At 67.5% G+C, this 17989-nt stretch carries 17 protein-coding genes; 6 read left to right on the top strand and 11 right to left on the bottom strand.

Annotated features, from left to right (window positions below):
* The first annotated feature begins 97 nt into the window (after positions 1 to 97).
* Entirely contained in the window at positions 98 to 1510 is a 1413-nt protein-coding gene (sthA, locus tag H7A85_RS11890) for a Si-specific NAD(P)(+) transhydrogenase (protein WP_182086163.1), read from the top strand.
* Positions 1511 to 1514: 4 nt separating this feature from the next.
* Here sthA and H7A85_RS11885 read toward each other — a convergent pair whose 3' ends face one another.
* Entirely contained in the window at positions 1515 to 2777 is a 1263-nt protein-coding gene (locus H7A85_RS11885) for an MFS transporter (protein WP_182086162.1), read from the bottom strand.
* Between the two features lie 522 nt (positions 2778 to 3299).
* Here H7A85_RS11885 and H7A85_RS11880 point away from each other — a divergent pair.
* Positions 3300 to 3491: a hypothetical protein gene (locus H7A85_RS11880; protein ID WP_182086161.1), complete on the top strand. Its 192-nt coding sequence runs from the start codon at positions 3300 to 3302 to the stop codon at positions 3489 to 3491.
* 70 nt (positions 3492 to 3561) lie between these two features.
* Entirely contained in the window at positions 3562 to 4059 is a 498-nt protein-coding gene (locus tag H7A85_RS11875) for a helix-turn-helix transcriptional regulator (RefSeq protein ID WP_210270249.1), read from the top strand.
* A 282-nt stretch (positions 4060 to 4341) separates the two neighbouring features.
* Here the strand turns inward: H7A85_RS11875 and H7A85_RS11870 are convergent, their stop codons facing one another.
* Positions 4342 to 4707: a helix-turn-helix domain-containing protein gene (locus H7A85_RS11870; RefSeq protein ID WP_182086160.1), complete on the bottom strand. Its 366-nt coding sequence runs from the start codon at positions 4705 to 4707 to the stop codon at positions 4342 to 4344.
* 98 nt (positions 4708 to 4805) lie between these two features.
* Between H7A85_RS11870 and H7A85_RS11865 the strand changes: the two genes are divergently transcribed.
* Entirely contained in the window at positions 4806 to 5921 is a 1116-nt protein-coding gene (locus H7A85_RS11865; protein ID WP_182086159.1) for an NADH:flavin oxidoreductase, read from the top strand.
* Between the two features lie 234 nt (positions 5922 to 6155).
* On the opposite strand, the gene H7A85_RS11860 is transcribed toward H7A85_RS11865, so the two are convergent.
* A complete protein-coding gene (locus H7A85_RS11860; protein ID WP_244631178.1) occupies positions 6156 to 6746 on the bottom strand; it encodes a TetR/AcrR family transcriptional regulator in 591 nt (196 codons plus the stop codon).
* Between the two features lie 195 nt (positions 6747 to 6941).
* Here H7A85_RS11860 and H7A85_RS11855 point away from each other — a divergent pair, with 195 nt between their 5' ends.
* A complete protein-coding gene (locus H7A85_RS11855) occupies positions 6942 to 7775 on the top strand; it encodes an alpha/beta hydrolase (RefSeq protein ID WP_244631149.1) in 834 nt (277 codons plus the stop codon).
* A gap of 189 nt (positions 7776 to 7964) precedes the next feature.
* Here the strand turns inward: H7A85_RS11855 and bdcA are convergent, their stop codons facing one another.
* A complete protein-coding gene (bdcA, locus tag H7A85_RS11850) occupies positions 7965 to 8678 on the bottom strand; it encodes an SDR family oxidoreductase (protein WP_182086157.1) in 714 nt (237 codons plus the stop codon).
* A gap of 73 nt (positions 8679 to 8751) precedes the next feature.
* Here bdcA and H7A85_RS11845 point away from each other — a divergent pair, with 73 nt between their 5' ends.
* Positions 8752 to 9345 (top strand): TetR/AcrR family transcriptional regulator, encoded by a 594-nt coding sequence (locus tag H7A85_RS11845; RefSeq protein WP_182086156.1) that lies wholly within the window; start codon positions 8752 to 8754, stop codon positions 9343 to 9345.
* Positions 9346 to 9487: 142 nt separating this feature from the next.
* Here the strand turns inward: H7A85_RS11845 and H7A85_RS11840 are convergent, their stop codons facing one another.
* From H7A85_RS11840 to H7A85_RS11810, 7 genes are all read right to left on the bottom strand, one after another.
* Positions 9488 to 10855, bottom strand: a complete 1368-nt coding sequence (locus H7A85_RS11840) for an NtaA/DmoA family FMN-dependent monooxygenase (protein ID WP_182086155.1) — start codon at positions 10853 to 10855, stop codon at positions 9488 to 9490.
* A gap of 23 nt (positions 10856 to 10878) precedes the next feature.
* Complete coding sequence (locus H7A85_RS11835; RefSeq protein WP_182086154.1) at positions 10879 to 11718, bottom strand: isocitrate lyase/phosphoenolpyruvate mutase family protein; 840 nt, start codon at positions 11716 to 11718, stop codon at positions 10879 to 10881.
* A gap of 14 nt (positions 11719 to 11732) precedes the next feature.
* Positions 11733 to 12983, bottom strand: a complete 1251-nt coding sequence (locus H7A85_RS11830) for an acyl-CoA dehydrogenase (protein ID WP_182086153.1) — start codon at positions 12981 to 12983, stop codon at positions 11733 to 11735.
* 64 nt (positions 12984 to 13047) lie between these two features.
* Positions 13048 to 14256, bottom strand: coding sequence for an acyl-CoA dehydrogenase (locus H7A85_RS11825; RefSeq protein WP_182086152.1), 1209 nt, complete (start codon positions 14254 to 14256; stop codon positions 13048 to 13050).
* Complete coding sequence (locus H7A85_RS11820; RefSeq protein ID WP_182086151.1) at positions 14253 to 15977, bottom strand: ABC transporter ATP-binding protein; 1725 nt, start codon at positions 15975 to 15977, stop codon at positions 14253 to 14255. Before H7A85_RS11820 ends, H7A85_RS11825 begins: the two co-directional genes overlap by 4 nt.
* Entirely contained in the window at positions 15977 to 16927 is a 951-nt protein-coding gene (locus H7A85_RS11815) for an ABC transporter permease (protein WP_182086150.1), read from the bottom strand. Before H7A85_RS11815 ends, H7A85_RS11820 begins: the two co-directional genes overlap by 1 nt.
* Positions 16924 to 17985 (bottom strand): ABC transporter permease, encoded by a 1062-nt coding sequence (locus H7A85_RS11810; RefSeq protein WP_182086149.1) that lies wholly within the window; start codon positions 17983 to 17985, stop codon positions 16924 to 16926. Before H7A85_RS11810 ends, H7A85_RS11815 begins: the two co-directional genes overlap by 4 nt.
* Positions 17986 to 17989: the final 4 nt, after the last annotated feature.

The following is a 17989-nucleotide window of genomic DNA, read 5'->3' as shown; positions in this document are numbered from 1 at the left end:
GTTCGCGCGCCTCGCGAAAGCTCCTGCCTGTATCCATCCCCGGGAATGGGGTCGTCATCCGGTCCCGAAGGCTTTCGCGCGAAACGGTAGAGAACTCATGCAGCGCTACGACATGATCGTGATTGGCAGCGGCCCGTCGGGCCGGCGCGCCGCGATCCAGGCCGCCAAGCTCGGGCGCCAGGTCCTGGTGGTGGAAAGCCAGGCCCGCGTCGGCGGCGTGTCGGTCCATACCGGGACGATCCCCTCCAAGACGATGCGCGAGACCGTGCTCAACCTGTCGGGCTGGCGCGAGCGCGGCTTCTACGGGCGCGCCTACCGTGTGAAGCAGGACATCACCAGCGCCGACATCCAGGCTCGCATGGTGAAGACGCTGGAGCACGAGGTCGACGTTCTCGACCACCAGTTCTCGCGCAACGGGGTCAAGGTGCTGCACGGGCGCGCCGCGTTCCGCTCACCCTACGAGATCGACGTCCAGACGCCCGGCGGCGAGATCGTGTCCGCCGAGGGCGGGGCGATCCTGATCGCGGTCGGGACGCGCCCCTTCCGCCCGGGCTACGTGCCCTTCAACGGCACCAACGTCTTCGATTCCGACGAGATCGTCGAGATCCCGAAGCTTCCCCGCTCGCTCACCGTGATCGGCGCGGGCGTCATCGGCGTCGAATACGCCACGATCTTCTCCGCCCTCGAAGTGCAGGTCACGCTGATCGAGCCGCGCTCCAGCTTCCTCGACTTCGTCGACAAGGAGCTGATGGAAGAGTTCGTGCACGAGCTTCGCGACCGCAACGTCGCGCTGCGGCTCGGTGCCGAGGTGACGCAAATCGAGTTCGACGCGAACGGTCGTCCGCTCTGCCGTCTGTCGAGCGGGCGGGACGTCGCCAGCGACGTCCTCCTTTTCGCCGCCGGGCGCATGGGCGCGACGGACGGGCTGAACCTTCCCGCCGCCGGCCTCGAAACCGACCATCGCGGGCGCATCACCGTCGACCCGAAGACGCTCCAGACCGCGGTGCCGCATATCTACGCGGCCGGAGACGTGATCGGCTTTCCGAGTCTTGCCTCGACCTCCATGGAGCAGGGGCGCATCGCCGCCTGCCACGCCTTCGGCATTCCGACGCCCCCCGCACCCGAATTCTTTCCCTACGGGATCTACTCGGTGCCGGAGATCTCGACCGTCGGCATGAGCGAGGAGGATGTGCGAAAGCGCGGCATCCCCTACGAGTGCGGCGTCGCGCGTTTTCGCGAAACCTCGCGCGGCCACATCATGGGCCTCCAGAGCGGCATGATGAAGATGATCTTCTCCAAGAAGACCCGTCGCCTGCTCGGTGTCCACATCGTCGGCGAGGGCGCGACCGAGCTGATCCATATCGGCCAGGCCGTGCTCAACCTGAAGGGCACGATCGACTACTTCATGGAGAACACGTTCAACTACCCGACGCTTGCGGAGGCCTACAAGATCGCCTCGCTCGATGCCTGGAACCGGGCCTTCGGCCCGGCCTCGGCGCCGATCGTCTGACCGATCATTCGCGCGCGGCGAGGCTGCGCGCCCGGCGCAGCTGCGGAAAGGCCCAGGCCCAGACGGCGGCGACGCCGATCGTCGCGAAGCCCCCGATCACGGTGGCCGGGACGACGCCGATCAGCGCCGCCATGACCCCGGCGCGGAACTCGCCGAGCTCGTTGGATGCGCCCACGAACACGCTGTTGACCGCGTTGACACGCCCGCGCACCTCGTCCGGCGTCCAGAGCTGCAGCAGGATCTCGCGGATATAGACCGAGATCATGTCGGCCGCGCCCATCAGCGCCAGCGCCAGGATCGACAGCCAGGGCAGGGTGGACAGGCCGAACAGGACGGTGAAGGCGCCGAACAGGGCGACGAAGGCGAACATCACGAGGCCGGCGTGATCCTTCACCGGATGGGCGGCGAGCCAGATCGCGGTCAGGATCGCGCCGACGCCGGGCGCCGCGCGCAGCATGCCGAGGCCCCAGGGGCCGACCTCCAGGACATCGCGCGCGAAGACGGGCATCAGCGCGACGGCGCCGCCGAGCAGCACAGCGAAGAGATCCAGCGAGATCGCGCCCAGGACGATCTTCTCGTGCCAGATGTAGCGAAAGCCGGCGACGACGGTCGAAAAGCTCGCCGGCTCGCGCGAGGTGTGCTGCGCGGGCGCGGGGATGGTCAGGATCAGCGCGCCGGCCAGGAGAAACAGGATCAGCGCGCTCGCGTAGGCGACGTGCGGCGAAAAGCCGTAGAGAAGGCCGCCCGCCACCGGGCCGACGATCGAGGCGATCTGCCAGGACGAGGAATTCCAGGCGATGGCGTTGGCCAGCTCGTCCTTGGTCACGAGGTTGACCACCAGCGAGGAGGCGGCCGGCGTGAAGAACGCGCGCGCGACGCCGAGCAGCACCAGGATCGCGAAGATCGGCACGGGGGTGACGAGGTTGCGATAGGTGAGGAACAGGAGAAGGGCCGCGCCCAGCGTCTGCACCCCGATGGCCGTGCCCATGATGTGGCGGCGCGAATACCGATCGGCCACCGTGCCGGTGACGAATACGAGAACGAGGGCGGGAAGGAACTGCGACAGGCCGACAAGGCCGAGATCGAGCGGATCGCGCGTCAGGTCGTAGATCTGCCAGCCCACCGACACGGCCACGATCTGCACGGCGAAGGCCGATAGGAAGCGCGACAGCCAGTAGCGCAGGAAACGGCTGTTGCGGAACGCGGCGAACCGATCTTCCGCCGGGGTCTCGATGGGCGGTTCGGTCCGGAGATCGTCGCTCGGCATGGTGCATGGGTTCCAGCGCCGCCCCCCGGCCGGGATGCCGGCCGGCGATCCGCCGCGAGGTCGAGGGGAAAGCGGGCCGCTTCGCCGGAAGGTCGGGTTTCGGGAAGGTCCGCCAGACTGATCATTTTCCTGTGACACGAGCCGGCCGGGGGTGGCAATCCTTTCCCCATGCGAAAACCGGTCGGATCGTGCGCATCAGGGGCTTCTCCCGGCGCGCAAGCGCCGAAGGCGCGTTTTCCGTGCCCCTGGGATCGAAGGTCGCAGCGGAGCGGTACTCGCCTTCGCCGATCCGGCTTCGATCACGTCGCCAACGCGAGACCCCTGTTGGGGGCAGGGAAGTGACGGTTTCCCGCTCCGGCGGGTCGGCGATCCATCCCGCCGGCGCCGGCCGGGAGAGACGGTTGCAAAGCGGGGCGCTCCCGTCCGCGAGGGGAAAGTCCACGCTTTGTCACGGTGTTGTCACGCCATGTTTTGTCGAACTGAGTGGACATTCTTCCGGTACGCAAAAAGCGGATCCACGACATGACCGACGGTGAAGCCCTTCGCTCTCTTCTCCGCTATGCGCAGAACGAGGCCCAGTTGCAGAACGAGCCGGAAGTGGCCCGACACTTGTCGGTCGCTTTGGAGGCCTTGGCCGCCAGCGCTGCATCCAAGGCGCTGCAGGCTTGTCTCGCCGAGGGCACGCCCGCGCGTGCCGCCGGCACGATCCACTAAGGAGCGGTTCCGCAATCCTCGATGGGCACTTCGGTCGGGTTCTGGGGCGCTCTTGGACGTCCGCGCGTGCGTGAGCGGGGTTCGACGCAGAGCGCATCACGCAGGTGTGAATAGCTCGGTGATTCCGCTTTACGCCGACCGGTCGGCGCTTCTACATCCTCGTCAGGATTGTGGAAGGGACGCCTCGATGTCGAATGCCGTGGTTTCGCTGTCGAACGAGGCGATCGACCAGCATGTTGGGGAGCGGATTCGCTACTTTCGCCAGAAGAAGCGTCTTTCGCTTCAGGCTTTGGCAGCCGCCATCGGCGTGACCTACCAACAAGTCCAGAAGTATGAAACCGGTGCCAACCGGGTTTCGGCCAGCACCCTCTACAGGATCATCGGCATTCTCGGGATCGGCCTCGGCGACGTCTTCGACGGCCTGCACGATTCCGCGGGGCCTGCGCCGGAGGTCGCCGATCGAAGGGATGGCGGCGAGGATGCCGTCAAGATGAGCCGTCTTCCTGCCGACATCCGCAAGAACCTGACCGCCCTGATCCATGCGCTCGGACGCCAGGACGAAGGCTGAGGCGATCGAGGCGTCCATTGCGCCTTAACCTCGAATGCTTGGGCAGCGAAGGCTATCCGCTCGCAGGCCTCGCTAGGTCGGCGAGATGGATTTTCTCCGCACCCTCAGGCGCCACCGTCTGAAGGGGGCACTTCGCAGCCATGTCGGGCTTGGCAACGCGGCCGTTGATGGGGACCCCAAAGGCGATCCGGATGCGGCTCCGGAGCGCGGATCCGGAGCGCGGATCTCATGCCATCGTCGCAGCGATCGACGAAGAGAGCGGCGGGAGGCGGCCTCGGTCCTTCATGTGACAGCGCGCTCCTCGAACGCTTGGCGCGCCCGCTCCACCTCGTCCAGATGCTCCATGGTCCAGGCATGCAGAGCGTGGAACGGACCGAGAAGCGACAGGCCGAGCGGCGTGATGGCGTACTCGACCCCGATCGGCGAGGTCATGATGACCCTGCGGGAAACGAGGCCGTTGCGTTCCAGTCGCCGGAGGCACTGCGTCAGGGCCTTCTGGGTCACGCCCTCCAGCCGCCGCTTGATGCCGTTGAAACGGGTTGGCCCCCCTTCTAGGACGGTCAACACCATCATCGACCACTTGTCGGCGATCTGGTCGAAGAGTTGGCGGGTGGGGCAGTTCCCGTCGAAATGCTGGCAGGCGGACATCCCGTTTCCTCGACGATACCTAGGCGATCACAAGTGCGTTCTTGTGCCCTAGTAGCATATGTATACCTTCCCCGCCATTCGACGGGAAAGGCAATGCCATGAGTTCGACCGACATTCTGTTTCGACCCTTCCGTATCGGCTCCATGGAGCTGGCGAACCGCATCGTCATGGCTCCGATGACGCGCAGCTTCGCGCCCGACGGCATCCCCGGGCGAGCCCATGCCGACTACTACCGTCGGCGAGCCGAAGGCGGCGTCGGGCTGATCCTTTCCGAGGGCACCGTGGTCGATCGGCCGGCGGCGCGAAACGATCCGGGCGTCCCGTTCTTTCATGGCGACGCCGCGCTGGCGGGTTGGAAGGGCGTGGTCGACGCGGTCCATGAGGGCGGTGGCAAGATGGGCCCGCAACTTTGGCATACCGGAGCGCTCAAGAGCTTTCTGACGGAGTGGGTGCCGCGATCGCCCGTGGAAAGCCCGTCCGGTCTGCAGGCGCCGGGCGTCGATCGGGGCGTCGCCATGAACGACAGCGACATCGCCGAGACGATATCGGCCTTTGCCCGCGCCGCTGGCGACGCAAAGCGACTTGGCTTCGACACGATCGAACTGCACGGGGCGCACGGATACCTGTTCGACCAGTTCTTCTGGGCTGCCACCAACCGGCGAACCGATCGCTACGGCGGGGCCACGATCGGTGAGCGCTCGCGGTTCGCCGCGGAGGTCGTCACGGCGGTCCGGGCGAGCGTCGGCCCCGACTTCCCGATCATTCTTCGTCTCAGCCAATGGAGGGTTCAGGATTTTGCCTCGCGGCTGGCGGAAACACCCGAGGAGATGAGCGACTGGCTGCTTCCGCTGGTCGAGGCGGGAGTGGACGTGCTGCACTGTTCCCAGCGGCGCTTCTGGGAGCCCGAATTCCCCGAGACCGACGGCGCGAACGGGCTGAACTTCGCCGGCTGGGCCAAGAAGCTTACCGGGGCAGCCACGATCAGCGTCGGATCCGTCGGCCTGTCGGGCGACTTCATGGCGGCTTTCGGCGGCGAGGGGTCGACCACAGACGGGCTTGACGGGTTGGTGGAACGGATGGAGCGCGAGGAGTTCGACTTGATCGCCGTTGGCCGCGCCTTGATCGGCGATCCGGCCTGGGCCGAGAAGGTCCGGTCGGGCGACCAAGCCGGGCTGCGGGGCTTCGACGCCGCCGCGCTTGCCGAACTGGTGTAGGCGACGCTCGTTCGGGCGGGCCGACTGGTCGGTCGGCTTCGACGGGCGCTTCTCGGCATGCCGAGATCAAGGCGCGACGACGCAGATGCGGCGTCGTCGTATCCCTCGGCAATTCGATGGCATCGACCGTTGCTGCCGGCATCCGCGTTCGGCCGATCTCATGTGGTATCGGCTTCCCGCTGTCCGAAGATTTCCGAAATCGGTCTCCGTCCCTTCGTGGCGATGGGGCCGCCCTCACCGGGGTGGCCGCGCCCCGATGCCGACCATCACCTGTTCCCGGATGAGCGCCAGTTCGGCCTCGGTGGCACCATCCCGCGCCTGGACGGCGAGGCCCTGCTGGACCGCCAACAGGTATGCGGCCAAGTGCTGCGCCTCCTCAGGGCCGAGCCAGCTCCCCAGCCCCTCCGCGATCCGGCCGCGAAGATCGCGACGCCGCTGCGCGAGCTCGTCGGCAAGCTCCCGATGCTCGGCCGCTCCTTCGACCAGCCCCGTCGAGATCATGCAGCCGCGCTCCGCATCTGTCGCCGCCTTGATCGCCGCATCGAGCAGACCGGAAACGGCCTCATCCAGCGTCGCCGCATCCACCATGCCATCGAGTGCGCCGGGAAGCGCTGCGTAACGGTCGAGAGCCTCGCGGTAGAGGCCCGCCTTGCTTCCGAAGGCGGCATAGAGGCTCGGCGGGGCGATCCCGATCGCGCCGGTCAGGTCCGAGATGGACACGCCCTCAAAGCCGTGGCGCCGGAACAGCCTCATCGCGATCTCGATCGCCTCGTCCCGGTCGAAGGTTCTGGGGCCGGAGGACCGGCGCTGGCGTGGCTTATCCATAGCGATCACTAAACTACGCTTGACAGGCGGGCGCAACCTCGTATCGTTTAGCGATCGATACAGATAAGGATTGTCGATCCCATGACGTCTCTGCCCTTTCCGACCATCGACGGCTTCGGCTCCGTTCACGGGGTTCCCAGGCTACCGGACGGATTTCCTGAGGTATTCGAAAGCTACCGGATCCCGACGGGCGAGGTGGATCTCCACGCCGTCGTCGGGGGCAAGGGACCGCCCCTGCTGCTGCTCGGCGGTTGGCCGCAGAACTGGTACATCTGGCGGGACGTCATGCTGCCGCTGGCCGAGCGCTTCACCCTGGTGGTGCCCGATCCCCGCGGCCTCGGCCTTTCCGGCAAGCCCGAGCAGGGCTACGACAAGGGGACGATCGGGCGCGACCTGTTCGCGCTGATGACGGCGCTCGGGCACGAACGGTTCGCCATGGTCGGGCACGATTGCGGGATGTGGGTCGGCTATGCCATGGCCGCGGACCGGCCGGAACGCATTGAGCGCATCGCATTGGGCGAGGCGATCATACCGGGTGTCGCCCTCTCGCCGCCGCTGATCCCCGACGAGCGTCCCCTCAACGATTTCCTGTGGCACAACAACTTCTGCCGCGTGCGCGCCGTCACGGAGGAGTTGGTGGCGGGGCGCGAGGACATCTTCTTCGACTATCAGTTCACCAAGATTCCTGTGCCCAACCCGATCCCGGCCGAGGTGCGCGCCTTCTACATCGACCTCATCAAGCGGGATCGGCGCACGCTCACGGCCAGCTTCGACTACTACCGGGCGATCGACGAGGATATCCCGGCCAATCGGGAGCGGATGGAAAATCGCCTGACCATGCCTGTCCTCGGTTTTGCGGGCGAACTGGCCTGTGCCGGGGCGGTCGAGGAGCAATTGCGCGGGGTCGCGGAGGACGTCGATTGCGCGATCATCGAAGGTTGCGGTCACTTCGTGCCGGAGGAAGCGCCGGAGAAACTGCTGGCCCTCCTGGTGCCGTTCCTCGAACCCTATCGGGCAGCTTCGGCGTAGCGGACGCGACGGCCGGCCGGGACGGCGCATCGATCGCTGGAGCCGTTTTTCCCTTCGGGACCCGATGATCGGGTTGTGGGGTTCGGATGACGCGCCCGAACCGTTCCGGAACGATCGTTGCCGGCTGGACCGCTTCCCGACGATCGTCCCGGGAAGCGGTTCGCTCCGACATTGCTCGAAGCGGCAGGCCTATGCGCCGAAGGCCCCATCGATCGTGTGCATGGCACCGGTCACGAAGCTGGCCTCCGGCCCCGCGAGCCAGGCCACCATTCCCGCAACCTCCTCGGGCCGGCCATGGCGCTTGATGGCCATGAAGCTGTGCATCAGCTCCCGCATGGGGCCGTCCGCCGGGTTGGCATCGGTGTCGATCGGACCGGGCTGGACGATGTTGATCGTGATTCCACGCGGGCCGAAATCGCGCGCCAGACCCCGCGCCAGTCCCTGAAGCGCCGATTTGCTGAGCGCGTAGGATGCCATGCCGGCCACGGGCATGCGGTCGCCGTTCACCGAGCCGATCACGACGATCCGTCCGCCCTCCGGCATCCGCCGTGCCGCCTCGACCGAGGCGTGGTAGGGCGCGTGAACGTTGACTTGGAAAAGGCGATCGATCTCGTCGGGATCCTGATCGAGAGCGTCGCCGAAGATCGCAAAACCGGAATTCACCACGAGAATGTCGAGCGGCCCGCTGTCGCGTACGGTCGCGATCACGGCATCGCGGTCGGCGCTGTCGGTTCGCACGGCCTTGCTGCCGGTCTCCGACGCCAACGCCTCGGCCGCACCCTGCGAGCCGGCATAGGTGAAGGTCACGTGCGCGCCGTCCGCCGCGAAACGCCGAACGATGGCGGCACCGATCCCGCGGCTTCCGCCGAGAATCAAAGCCGTCTTACCCTGAAACGTCGTCATGCTGGCATCCTTGAGAAATATCTTATGATGCACTACATAAATCGACGGTTCCCGATCGTCAACGAGATGTGTAGTGGAAAATACAAAAATTCCGCGCTCCCGTGGCCGCCCTCGTCGCTTCGATCTCGAAGACGCCGTCGGAGTGGCCGCACGGCTTTTCCATTCCCGTGGGTATGATGCCGTGAGCGTCGCGGACGTGACCCAAGCCCTTGGGATCAACCCACCGAGCTTCTACTCCGCCTTTGGCAGCAAACAGGGCCTCTACGCCCGCGTTCTCGAACGCTATGCCGTCGTCGGCGCCATACCGCTCAGTGACATCCTACGGCAGGACCGCCCGGTCGCCGAAAGCTTGGCGACGTTGTTGGAGGAGGCCGCTCGGCACTACTCGGCCGACGCGGAGGCCGCCGGTTGTCTCGTCGTCGAAGGAACCCGGTGCAGCGATGCGGAGGCCCGGCAGGCGGCTCTCGCCTACAACGTCGCCGTGGAAACGAGGATCCGGGACTATGTCGCGGCGCGCCATCCTGAGAACGCGGCGGTCGTCACGGACTTCGTGGCCACCACCATGTTCGGGTTGTCGGCGAAGGCGCGCAACGGGCACAGCCTCGACCAACTCCTGGCGACGTCCCGGTTGGCGGCATCGGCGATCGGCTTGGCGCTGCCAGACTAGAACTTGGGCAGAACGTATGCGCCCGATGCGCTATCGGCAGAAGGCCATACGGAGCGGACGCTCCTTCAGCGCCCGAGCATCAGCCGCGGTACCGGTTCGGTCGGCGCTTGGCGACCCGCATCCGCGCGCCGCCAAGCGCCGATCAACCGGCGCGGGAGCTCGAATGCCTCTTGTCGGTGATACCTACCGATTCACCTCGAAGGCGAACGTTCGTGTTCACCGGGCGTCGGAGACCGAGATTCTCCCGAAGTGTCGCTCCCGGATATTCGCCGAGGAAAATTCCGCGACGCTTGAGCTCCGGAATGACATGGTTCACGACGTCATGCAGACCGTCGATGAGCCTTGGCTGAATGAGCGCGAACCCGTCCGTTGCTTCCGCCTCCAGCCACGCCTCGAAATCGTCGGCGATGGACTGGGTCGTCCCCACGACGGGCCTGTGGCCGAGGCCGACGGAAACGCGATGCGCGGCCTGGCGGATGGTGAGGCCGTTCGCCAGCGCGTCGCGGGCGATCGCACTCGAGCGCCCCTTCGAGAAGCGCGGCACGTAGTCCTCGGGAAACAGGTCGTCGAGATCATAGCCGGGAAAGTCGATCGCCATGTTCTGCATGGCGACCTCGATCGGCCAGAGCGAGGCGACCTCGTCGAGCTTGGCCTCGGCTTCCTCCTGCGTTTCGCCCCACACGACGGCTGCGCCGGTGAGAAGCACGACGTCCTCCGGCCGCCGGCCGGCCGCGACCGCGCGGTCCTTGATCGCGCGCCATGTGCGCTGGCCGTCGGCGATCGAATAGTTCGCGCAATAGATGACGTCGGCGGTCTCGGCTCCGAAGGCGAGGCCTTCCTCCGAGGTTCCGGCCTGGGCGATCACCGGATGGCCCTGCGGGGCGCGTTCGATCTTGAGCGGCTGGCTCGCGCGATAGAAGCCGTTGTCGATCTGCGGGGCATGCACCTTGTCGAGATCGACATAGACGCCCGTCCGCTTGTCGCGCGGGAGCGCGTCGTCTTCGAAACTGTCGAAGAGCGCCGTCGTGGTTTGAAGGAAGGCGCGGGCGCGATCGTACTTGCGGTCGGCCGCGTCGGGCTCGGCAATCCCGAGGTTCGGGCCGCCCGGACCCGGCGTCGTCACGACGTTCCAGCCCGCCCGCCCGCGACTGATATGGTCGAGGGAAACGAGTTGGCGCGCCAGGTGCGTCGGCTCGTTGTCCGCCACCGAGGCCGTGTAGATCAGGCCGATATGGCTGGTTCGTGCGGCGAGCGCCGCCATCAGCGTGACCGGCTCGAAGACCGAGACCGACCACATCGCCTGCGTCACCTCCCTGGCTCCCGACGGAAAGCTGGCGCCGTCGGCGAGGAAGAGGGTCTCGATTCCCGCGCTTTCCGCGAGCTGCGCATAGTCGATGAAGTAGTCGATATCCAGGCTGTCGTGGGCGGTGAACCGTTCCACCCGCCAGGACTGCGAATTCTGACCGGAAAACAGGAACCCGGCGAGTTTCAGCTGCTTTCGCGTGCCCATTTCGGCTTCCTTCGGTGCGGCGGTCACGCGACTGCGGCCGGGCGGTTGCGGGAGATGGCGCCGTCGATGTCGGTCGGGGCATTGGGCGCGATGCGGCGATCGTCTCGGATTGCGATCAGCTGCCGGCTCAGCGCGTCGAAGCTGTTGCGGATCAGGATCGTGCCGAGCGAGGCGCGCCGCACGCCGAGATCGCGCCACTCGCCGAGATCCTGCCCCTCGCCCGCGACCAGCGTGAGCGGGGCAGGAATCTGCGAAACGAGTTCCCGGACGTCGTCGGCCGCCGCGCCGCGCAGGGTGACGTAGATCCCATCGGCGCCGGCCTCGACATAGAGTTTCGCCCGGCGAATGGCCTCGCGCAGCGAGACGTGGGGTTCGACGCCCGGATTCTGGAGGAACAGGTCCGTGCGCCCGTTCAGGAAGAAGCCTGGAAGTTCGGCGTCGGCGGCCCGGCGCGCCTGCGCCAGACGCCGCGCATGATCCTCGGCGCTCGCCAGCGGCCGGGCATGTCCATGCCAGCTGTCCTCGATGTTCACGCCGACGGCACCGGCCCCGATCAGGCGGCGAATGGAGGCGTCGACGCCGCCCGCGACCTCCGGGTAGCCGTCCTCCATGTCCACCACCATCGGTACGGGCACGGCCGCGGCGATCCGCGCCACCTGGGCCGTCAACGTGTCGAAGGGAATGCGTTCGCTCGCCTGGATCGCGAGGCCCTGTCCGAGCGCGGCGCTTGAGGTCGCGACGGCGGCGTAGCCGGCCTCGACGGCCGCGAGGGCGGAAAGCGGATCCCAGATCGTCGGCATGACGAAGAAGGACTGGTGGAGCTCGTGCAGGGTTTCGGCCTTGCTGGTGCGCTTGAGGGACAAGTCGGGGGTCCTTTTTAGAAAAAGCCGAGGCGCGGCAGGGCCTCGCCGTTCACGGTGCGGTTTCCGAGCGCGTAGGCCTTGTAGCTCGCGGGGTTGTGGCTGGAGATCGTGCGGATGTTGCGCCAGTGCCGGTCGAGGTTCTTTTCCCGAAGCGTCGAGGATGCGCCGGCCACGTCGAACAGCGCCGAGCCGGCGAGGTGGGCGATGCGATCCACCACGATCTTCGCCTTTGCGGTGGCCGCCGCCGCGCCCTGCGTCAGGCGCACCTGTTCGGCTTCGGGTGCGAACGCCGAGATGGCTTCGGCGGCATCGTCCAGCGTGGCGGCGGCGGCCAGCACGGCCGCGCGCGCGCCGAAGGCCGCGGCCTCGCGTTCGCCGAGTTCCTGCAGAAGGATGGGGTCGTGCCGCGCCTCGCCGGCCGGGGCGAAGTAGTAGGTCCGCCTGCGCTCCTCGATCAGAAACGCCGCTTCCCGCGCGATGCTTTCCACGATGCCGGCGATCGTAGCCGTCAGCACCAGTTGCGCCAGCGTGGAGGAAAGAGGAAGCGCCTCGGCGGGCACCGCGTCCGCGCCGAGGATCTCGTCCGCCTCCACCCGCACGTCGTGAAAGACGGTGGTCCCCGTGCCCGTCAGGCGCTGTCCCATGCCGGTCCAGTCGTCGACGATCTCGATGCCTTCGCGTGTCGCCGGCAGGATCGCGCTGACATTGGTGCCGTCCTCCAGCGAGCCGGCGACAAGCAGCCAGTCGGCGTAGAGGGCGCCCGTCGAGTAGAACTTGCGTCCCGAGAAGCGGAAGTGATCGCCGCTGCGCCGGAACACGGAGGAGAAGCTGCTCGCACCCCCCGTTTGCGCGCGGTCGAGCTCGGTGGCCGCAAGACCCAGAAGGTCGCCGTTCGCAAGATCGCTCCGCAACCGCAGGAGCGTGGGATGCGTGGTCGGCGCGATGCCGACGCGCTCCATCAGCATGACGTGATTGCGCCAGATATGGGCGATGTTGGGATCGGCGTCCGCAAGGGCGATGATGTCGTCCACCACCTCGACGATGCTCGCCCCCGCTCCGCCCGCCGAGACCGGCAGGCGACGGGCGCCGAAGCGCCGTGTCTTCATGTCCCGGATTTCATCGTAGGGGAGCCGGCGTTCCCTGTCGCGCACGCCGGCGTCGGCCCGGATGTGGTTCAGGAGGTCCTGCGACAGGCGCTCCGGGGGCCTGCGGGGCGGATGGCCTTCGTCGGGCGCAACGTGGATGGTCTCGGCGGCACTGGACATGGGTCTCTATCGTTCCGGTGGAAACGGCGCATGCGCGGGCGATCGGCCTCGGTGGTGGACCACGTCAGAAGAAGCCGGACGCGGGTACGGGCGTCCCGTTCAATTCGTGCGCCCCGATCGCGAAGGCCTTGTAGCTGGCCGGGTTGTGCGAGATCACGGTGCGCAGATTCCGCCAGTGCCGGTCGAGGTTGAGGCTGCGCCGCGTGGCGGATGCGCCGGCGACGTCGAACAGGCGCGATCCGGCGGTCTGGGCCAGGGCGTCCACCACCACCTTGGCTTTCGCGGCCGCGATCGCAGCCGCCTCCACCGCCGGCAACGCGTCGTCGCCCGCGATCGCAAGGGCGGCGATGTCGAGGCGGTCGGCCGCAGCCATCACGGTGGCATGGGCGGAAAAGGCCGAAGCCGACAGTTCGCCGAGCGCTGCAAGAAGCAGCGGATCGTCCTTCGGCTGGGGGGACGGCGCGAAGTAGAAGTTCGCGTCTCGCGCCTCCAAGGTCTCGCGCCCATCGCGCACGATCGCCTCCATGATGCCGGCGACCACCGTGGTGAGAACGATCTGCGCGATCGTGGAAGAGAAGAAGGGGAGGTGGGGACGAAACTCGTCCGGGCGGATGACTTCGTCGGCATGGACGAGGACATCGTCGAACAAGGTGGTGCCCGTGCCCGTCAGGCGTTGGCCCATTCCGTCCCAGTCGTCGAGCAGGGTCAGGCCCGGACGATCGCGCGGAATCACCAGATTGACGCGGGTCCCGTCCGGCAGTTCGCCGTAGGTGACGATCCAGTCCGCGAAGATCGAGCCGGTGGAATAGACCTTTCGGGCCGAAAATCGAAAACCGGCGCCGTCCGGCACGACGGGGGAGCTGCCCGCCGACGCGCCGCCGACCTGCGTGCGCACGGCCTCGGCCCCCGCGAGGCCGATCAGCGCGCCCGCGGCCACTTCGCGGCGCAGCCTGGCGAGGGCGGGGTTCGCCGTCGCGTGCAGGCAAAGCCGTTCCGTCAGCATGAAGTGGTTGCGCCAGATGTGAGCGACGTTGCTGTCGGCGGCGGAAAGGGCATGAAGCGCTTTCAGCACCGCGCGGATCGATCCGCCCCCGCCGCCGTCCTCGTGCCGAAGGCGTATGGCGCCGAACCGCAGCGCCTTCAGCTCCTCTACCGCATCGAACGGAAGCTCGCGTTCCTGGTCGCGCGCTGCGGAGCGCCGAACGATCGCGGCGCAGGTGCGCTTGAAATCGGCTCCGGGCAACCGCGCTTCGTTCGGATGAAAGGCGTTCACGCGACCGCCCTTTCTTCCGTCGCAAGATCGGGCGAAGCGCGATGGGCGCGGCCCGATCCGCTCGCTGCCGCAATCAGCATTCGCGTGTAGTCGGTCTTCGGGGCGCGCCAGATGTCCCGGTGGTCCGCCTCCTCGACGATGCGCGCTTCCCGCATCACGGCGACGCGATCGGAGATGAACCGAACCACCGCCAGGTCATGCGAGATGAAGAGATAGGAAAGGCCGAACTCCTGCTTGAGGTCGACCAGGAGATTGAGGATCTGGGCCTGGATCGAAACGTCGAGCGCCGAGACCGGCTCGTCGCAGATCACGAGCGAGGGGCGCAGGATCAAGGCGCGCGCGATGCCGATCCGCTGGCGCTGGCCGCCGGAGAACTCGTGCGGATGACGGGCGAGCGAGGCCTGCGGCAGGCCGACATGGTCGAGCATCTCGCGAATGCGCCTGGCGCGTTCATGCCGGTCGCCGACGCCATTCACGGCCAGCGGCGTTTCCAGGAGATGTCCGACGCTCTTGCGCGGGTTCAAAGATCCGAACGGATCCTGGAAGATCATCTGGACGTGTCGTCGCTCAACCCGCATCGCCCGCTCCGGCAAGGCGGACAGGGTCTTGCCGCGGAACCGGACCGTTCCCGTGGAGGGAACGAGCTGCATGATCGCCTTCGACAGGGTCGACTTGCCGCTGCCGGACTCGCCGACGATGCCGAGCGTCTCGCCGCGCTTCAAGACGATCGACACGTCGTCGAGCGCGCGCGTGGCGCCGCTTCCCGTCGCGTAGTCGACCGTGAGGTTCTTCACCTCCAGAATGGGCTGGGATGCCGGGTGCGGCTCGATGCGGCGCGGAATCGCGGGGCGGATCGCATAGTCGTAGGTGCCGTCCGGCCGGGCGGACGGGCGAATCTCGGCCAGCGAGGAGGCCGCGTAGTGCACCCCGTCCTCGATGCGCACGGAGGTCTGGAGAAGGCCGGTCGTGTAGGGGTGCCGGCCGGGGCGGCCGAGGTCGGACGTGCGCAGCGCCTCCAGCGTCCGGCCTCGATGCATCACGATCACCCGGTCGCTCCAGCGCCCGACCACGCCGAGATCGTGCGTGATCAGGAGGAGGCCCATGCCCAGATCCCGCCGCAGGTCGTCCAGGAGTTCGAGGACGCGCGCCTGCACCGTCGCGTCGAGTGCCGTGGTCGGCTCGTCCGCGACCAGCAGCTTCGGTTGAAGAACGGTCGCCATGGCGATCATCACGCGCTGGCGCTGACCGCCCGACAGTTGATGGGGAAAGTCGTGGGCGCGGTTTCGGGCATCGGGAATGCGGACGCGGTCGAGCGCTTCCACCGCCTGCCTCCAGGCCTCCGCCGCCCCGACGGTCCGGTGACGTCGGACCACCTCGGCGATCTGCCGTCCGATGCTCATCACCGGGTTCAGCGAGGTCATCGGCTCCTGGAAGATCATCGCGACGTGGTCGCCGCGCAGATCCGCCATGCGGCGCTCGCCGAGCCCCACGAGTTCGGTGCCGCCCAGACGGATACTGCCCTGCGCGATGCGGGCCGAAGCGGGAAGCAGCCCCATCACGGCCAAGGCGGTCAGCGACTTGCCGGACCCCGATTCGCCGACCACGGCCACGGTTTCTCCGGCCGCGACGCTGAAGCCGATCCGCGTCACGGGTTCGGCGCCGGGAAAGCGGATCGTCAGATCCTCGACGGCGAGCAGGACGTCGTTCGCGGCGGCGGGCATCAGCGATCCTCCGAGAAGCGGGGGTTGAGCGCATCGTTCAGGGCATCGCCGACGAGGTTCACCGCCATCACGGTCAGGACGATCGCCAGGCCCGGAAGCGCGGTGAGGTACCAGGACGAGCGCAGATACTCGCGGCCCGCCCCGATCATCGTGCCCCACGAGATCGCGTTGGGGTCGCCGAACCCCATGAAGGACAGAGCCGATTCCATCAGGATCGCCGAGGCGACCATCGCCGATGCCGTCACGATCACGGGCGGCAGGACGTTGGGCAGAATGTCGGAAAACATGATGCGCCCATGTCCGTAGCCGAGGCTCCGGGCGGCCAGGACGTATTCCGCCCGGCTCTGGACGCGGACCTCGGCGCGCACGAGACGCGCGATGTTCGGCCAGCTGATCAGGGCGATCGCCACGATGATCACGCCGATCGAGGTCGAGGTGATCGCGACCAGCACGATCAGGAGGACGAAGGACGGCATGGTCTGGAAGATTTCCGTGAGGCGCGTCAGCACGGCATCGGTCCAGCCGCCGAAGTAGCCCGCCAGAGAACCGACGAGGATGCCGGCCGCAACGCTCAAGGCGGTCGCCAGAAGACCCACGAGAAGCGACACGCGCGTTCCGTGCACGAGGCCGATCAGGACATCGCGGCCGTATCCGTCCGTGCCGAGCGGGAACGCCGCGTTCTCTCCCGGCCATTGATGCGGCGCGCCGACGATCGCGAAGGGGTCGCGCGGGAAGATCACGGGCGCCAGAACGGCGAGAACCGCGATCGCGGCCAGGAAGACCAGCCCCGCGATCGCGGCGGGGTTGCGCTTGAGGGTCGCCAGGGCCTGCCGGCCCGACACCTTCTGCGCAACCGGAATGCTGGCGAGCGTGCGGGTGGACTCCGCGGCATGGACGTTGACCCAGCCGCCCGGGGTGGCGAGCTCGGCCTTGCCTTCGATCGCGCTCATCGGCTCGCCTCGACGCGGGGATCGAGGACCGAGTGGACGAGGTCGATCGCGATGTTGACGGCGATCACCAGAAGCGAGGATAGGAAGAGGATTCCCATCAGGACCTTGAAGTCGCGCGCCATGATCGATTCCAGGGCGAGCCTGCCGAGCCCGGGCCAGTTGAAGACGGTCTCGATCACGACGGCACCGCCGAGAATGCCGCCGATATGCAGCCCGGCGAGCGTGGTGACCGGGATCAGCGCATTGCGCAGGACATGGCGGGCGGTGATCTCGCGCGAGCGCAGACCCTTGGCACGCGCCGTGCGCACGAAGTCCTGCGAGCGGATTTCGAGCATCGAGGCGCGCGTGATGCGGCTGTAGATCGCGACGTAGAGCAGGGCGAGCGAGGTCGCCGGCAGCACCATGTAGCGCGCGCCTTCGAGAAGGGCGGCCAAGCCCGTCTTGTCGGACCAGACAGGACCCGAGCCGCCGCTCGGAAGCCAGCCGAGCTTGACGGAGAAGACCACGATCAGCATCAGCCCGATCCAGAAGGCCGGAATCGAGTAGAAGACGAGAACGGCGATCGAAAGCAGCCGATCGGGAAGCCGTCCCGCGAAGCTCGCCATCGTCGTGCCGGCCAGAAGGCCCAGCGCGAGCGCGAGCGCGAGCGCCACCCCCATCAGAAGCAGCGTGCCGGGAAGCCGGTCCAGGATGAGCTGCACCACGGGCACGTTGAAGCGCGGCGAAACGCCGAGGCTGAAATGCGCGAGATCCCGGAGATAGTGCGCGAGCTGGCGCAGCACCGGCAGGTCCAGCCCGAACTGGGTGCGCAGGCTGTCCATCATCTCCTGCGTGGCGGCGCCCGATTCGGCGGCGATGGCGGTGGCCGCATCGCCGGGCGCGAGCTGAAGCAGGAGGAAGTTCAGGATCACGATGCCGATCACGGTGGGAACGGCGGCCACGGTCCGCCGAACCACGAAGCGGACCGGGCGCAACTGCGAACGGCGCCGGCCGAGGGCGGCCCGCTCGTCGCCCGAGGCCGTGTGCGCGGCGGTGGATGCCTCTCTCGGCGCGCTCATCGCC

Origin of the sequence: Aureimonas sp. ME7, from assembly GCF_903970965.1 — a bacterium.
Lineage (GTDB): Bacteria > Pseudomonadota > Alphaproteobacteria > Rhizobiales > Rhizobiaceae > Aureimonas.
This window is presented reverse-complemented; position numbering and strand designations above follow the sequence as displayed.

What these genes read in the sequence shown, in the direction of transcription:
- H7A85_RS11870 (WP_182086160.1), bottom strand. Translation starts at nt 4,707, where the DNA reads ATGTCCGCCTGCCAGCATTTCGACGGGAACTGCCCCACCCGCCAACTC.
- H7A85_RS11815 (WP_182086150.1), bottom strand. Translation starts at nt 16,927, where the DNA reads ATGAGCGCGATCGAAGGCAAGGCCGAGCTCGCCACCCCGGGCGGCTGG.
- H7A85_RS11810 (WP_182086149.1), bottom strand. Translation starts at nt 17,985, where the DNA reads ATGAGCGCGCCGAGAGAGGCATCCACCGCCGCGCACACGGCCTCGGGC.
- bdcA (WP_182086157.1), bottom strand. Translation starts at nt 8,678, where the DNA reads ATGACGACGTTTCAGGGTAAGACGGCTTTGATTCTCGGCGGAAGCCGC.
- H7A85_RS11840 (WP_182086155.1), bottom strand. Translation starts at nt 10,855, where the DNA reads ATGGGCACGCGAAAGCAGCTGAAACTCGCCGGGTTCCTGTTTTCCGGT.
- H7A85_RS11820 (WP_182086151.1), bottom strand. Translation starts at nt 15,977, where the DNA reads ATGCCCGCCGCCGCGAACGACGTCCTGCTCGCCGTCGAGGATCTGACG.
- H7A85_RS11885 (WP_182086162.1), bottom strand. Translation starts at nt 2,777, where the DNA reads ATGCCGAGCGACGATCTCCGGACCGAACCGCCCATCGAGACCCCGGCG.
- H7A85_RS11865 (WP_182086159.1), top strand. Translation starts at nt 4,806, where the DNA reads ATGAGTTCGACCGACATTCTGTTTCGACCCTTCCGTATCGGCTCCATG.
- sthA (WP_182086163.1), top strand. Translation starts at nt 98, where the DNA reads ATGCAGCGCTACGACATGATCGTGATTGGCAGCGGCCCGTCGGGCCGG.
- H7A85_RS11830 (WP_182086153.1), bottom strand. Translation starts at nt 12,983, where the DNA reads ATGTCCAGTGCCGCCGAGACCATCCACGTTGCGCCCGACGAAGGCCAT.
- H7A85_RS11860 (WP_244631178.1), bottom strand. Translation starts at nt 6,746, where the DNA reads ATGGATAAGCCACGCCAGCGCCGGTCCTCCGGCCCCAGAACCTTCGAC.
- H7A85_RS11880 (WP_182086161.1), top strand. Translation starts at nt 3,300, where the DNA reads ATGACCGACGGTGAAGCCCTTCGCTCTCTTCTCCGCTATGCGCAGAAC.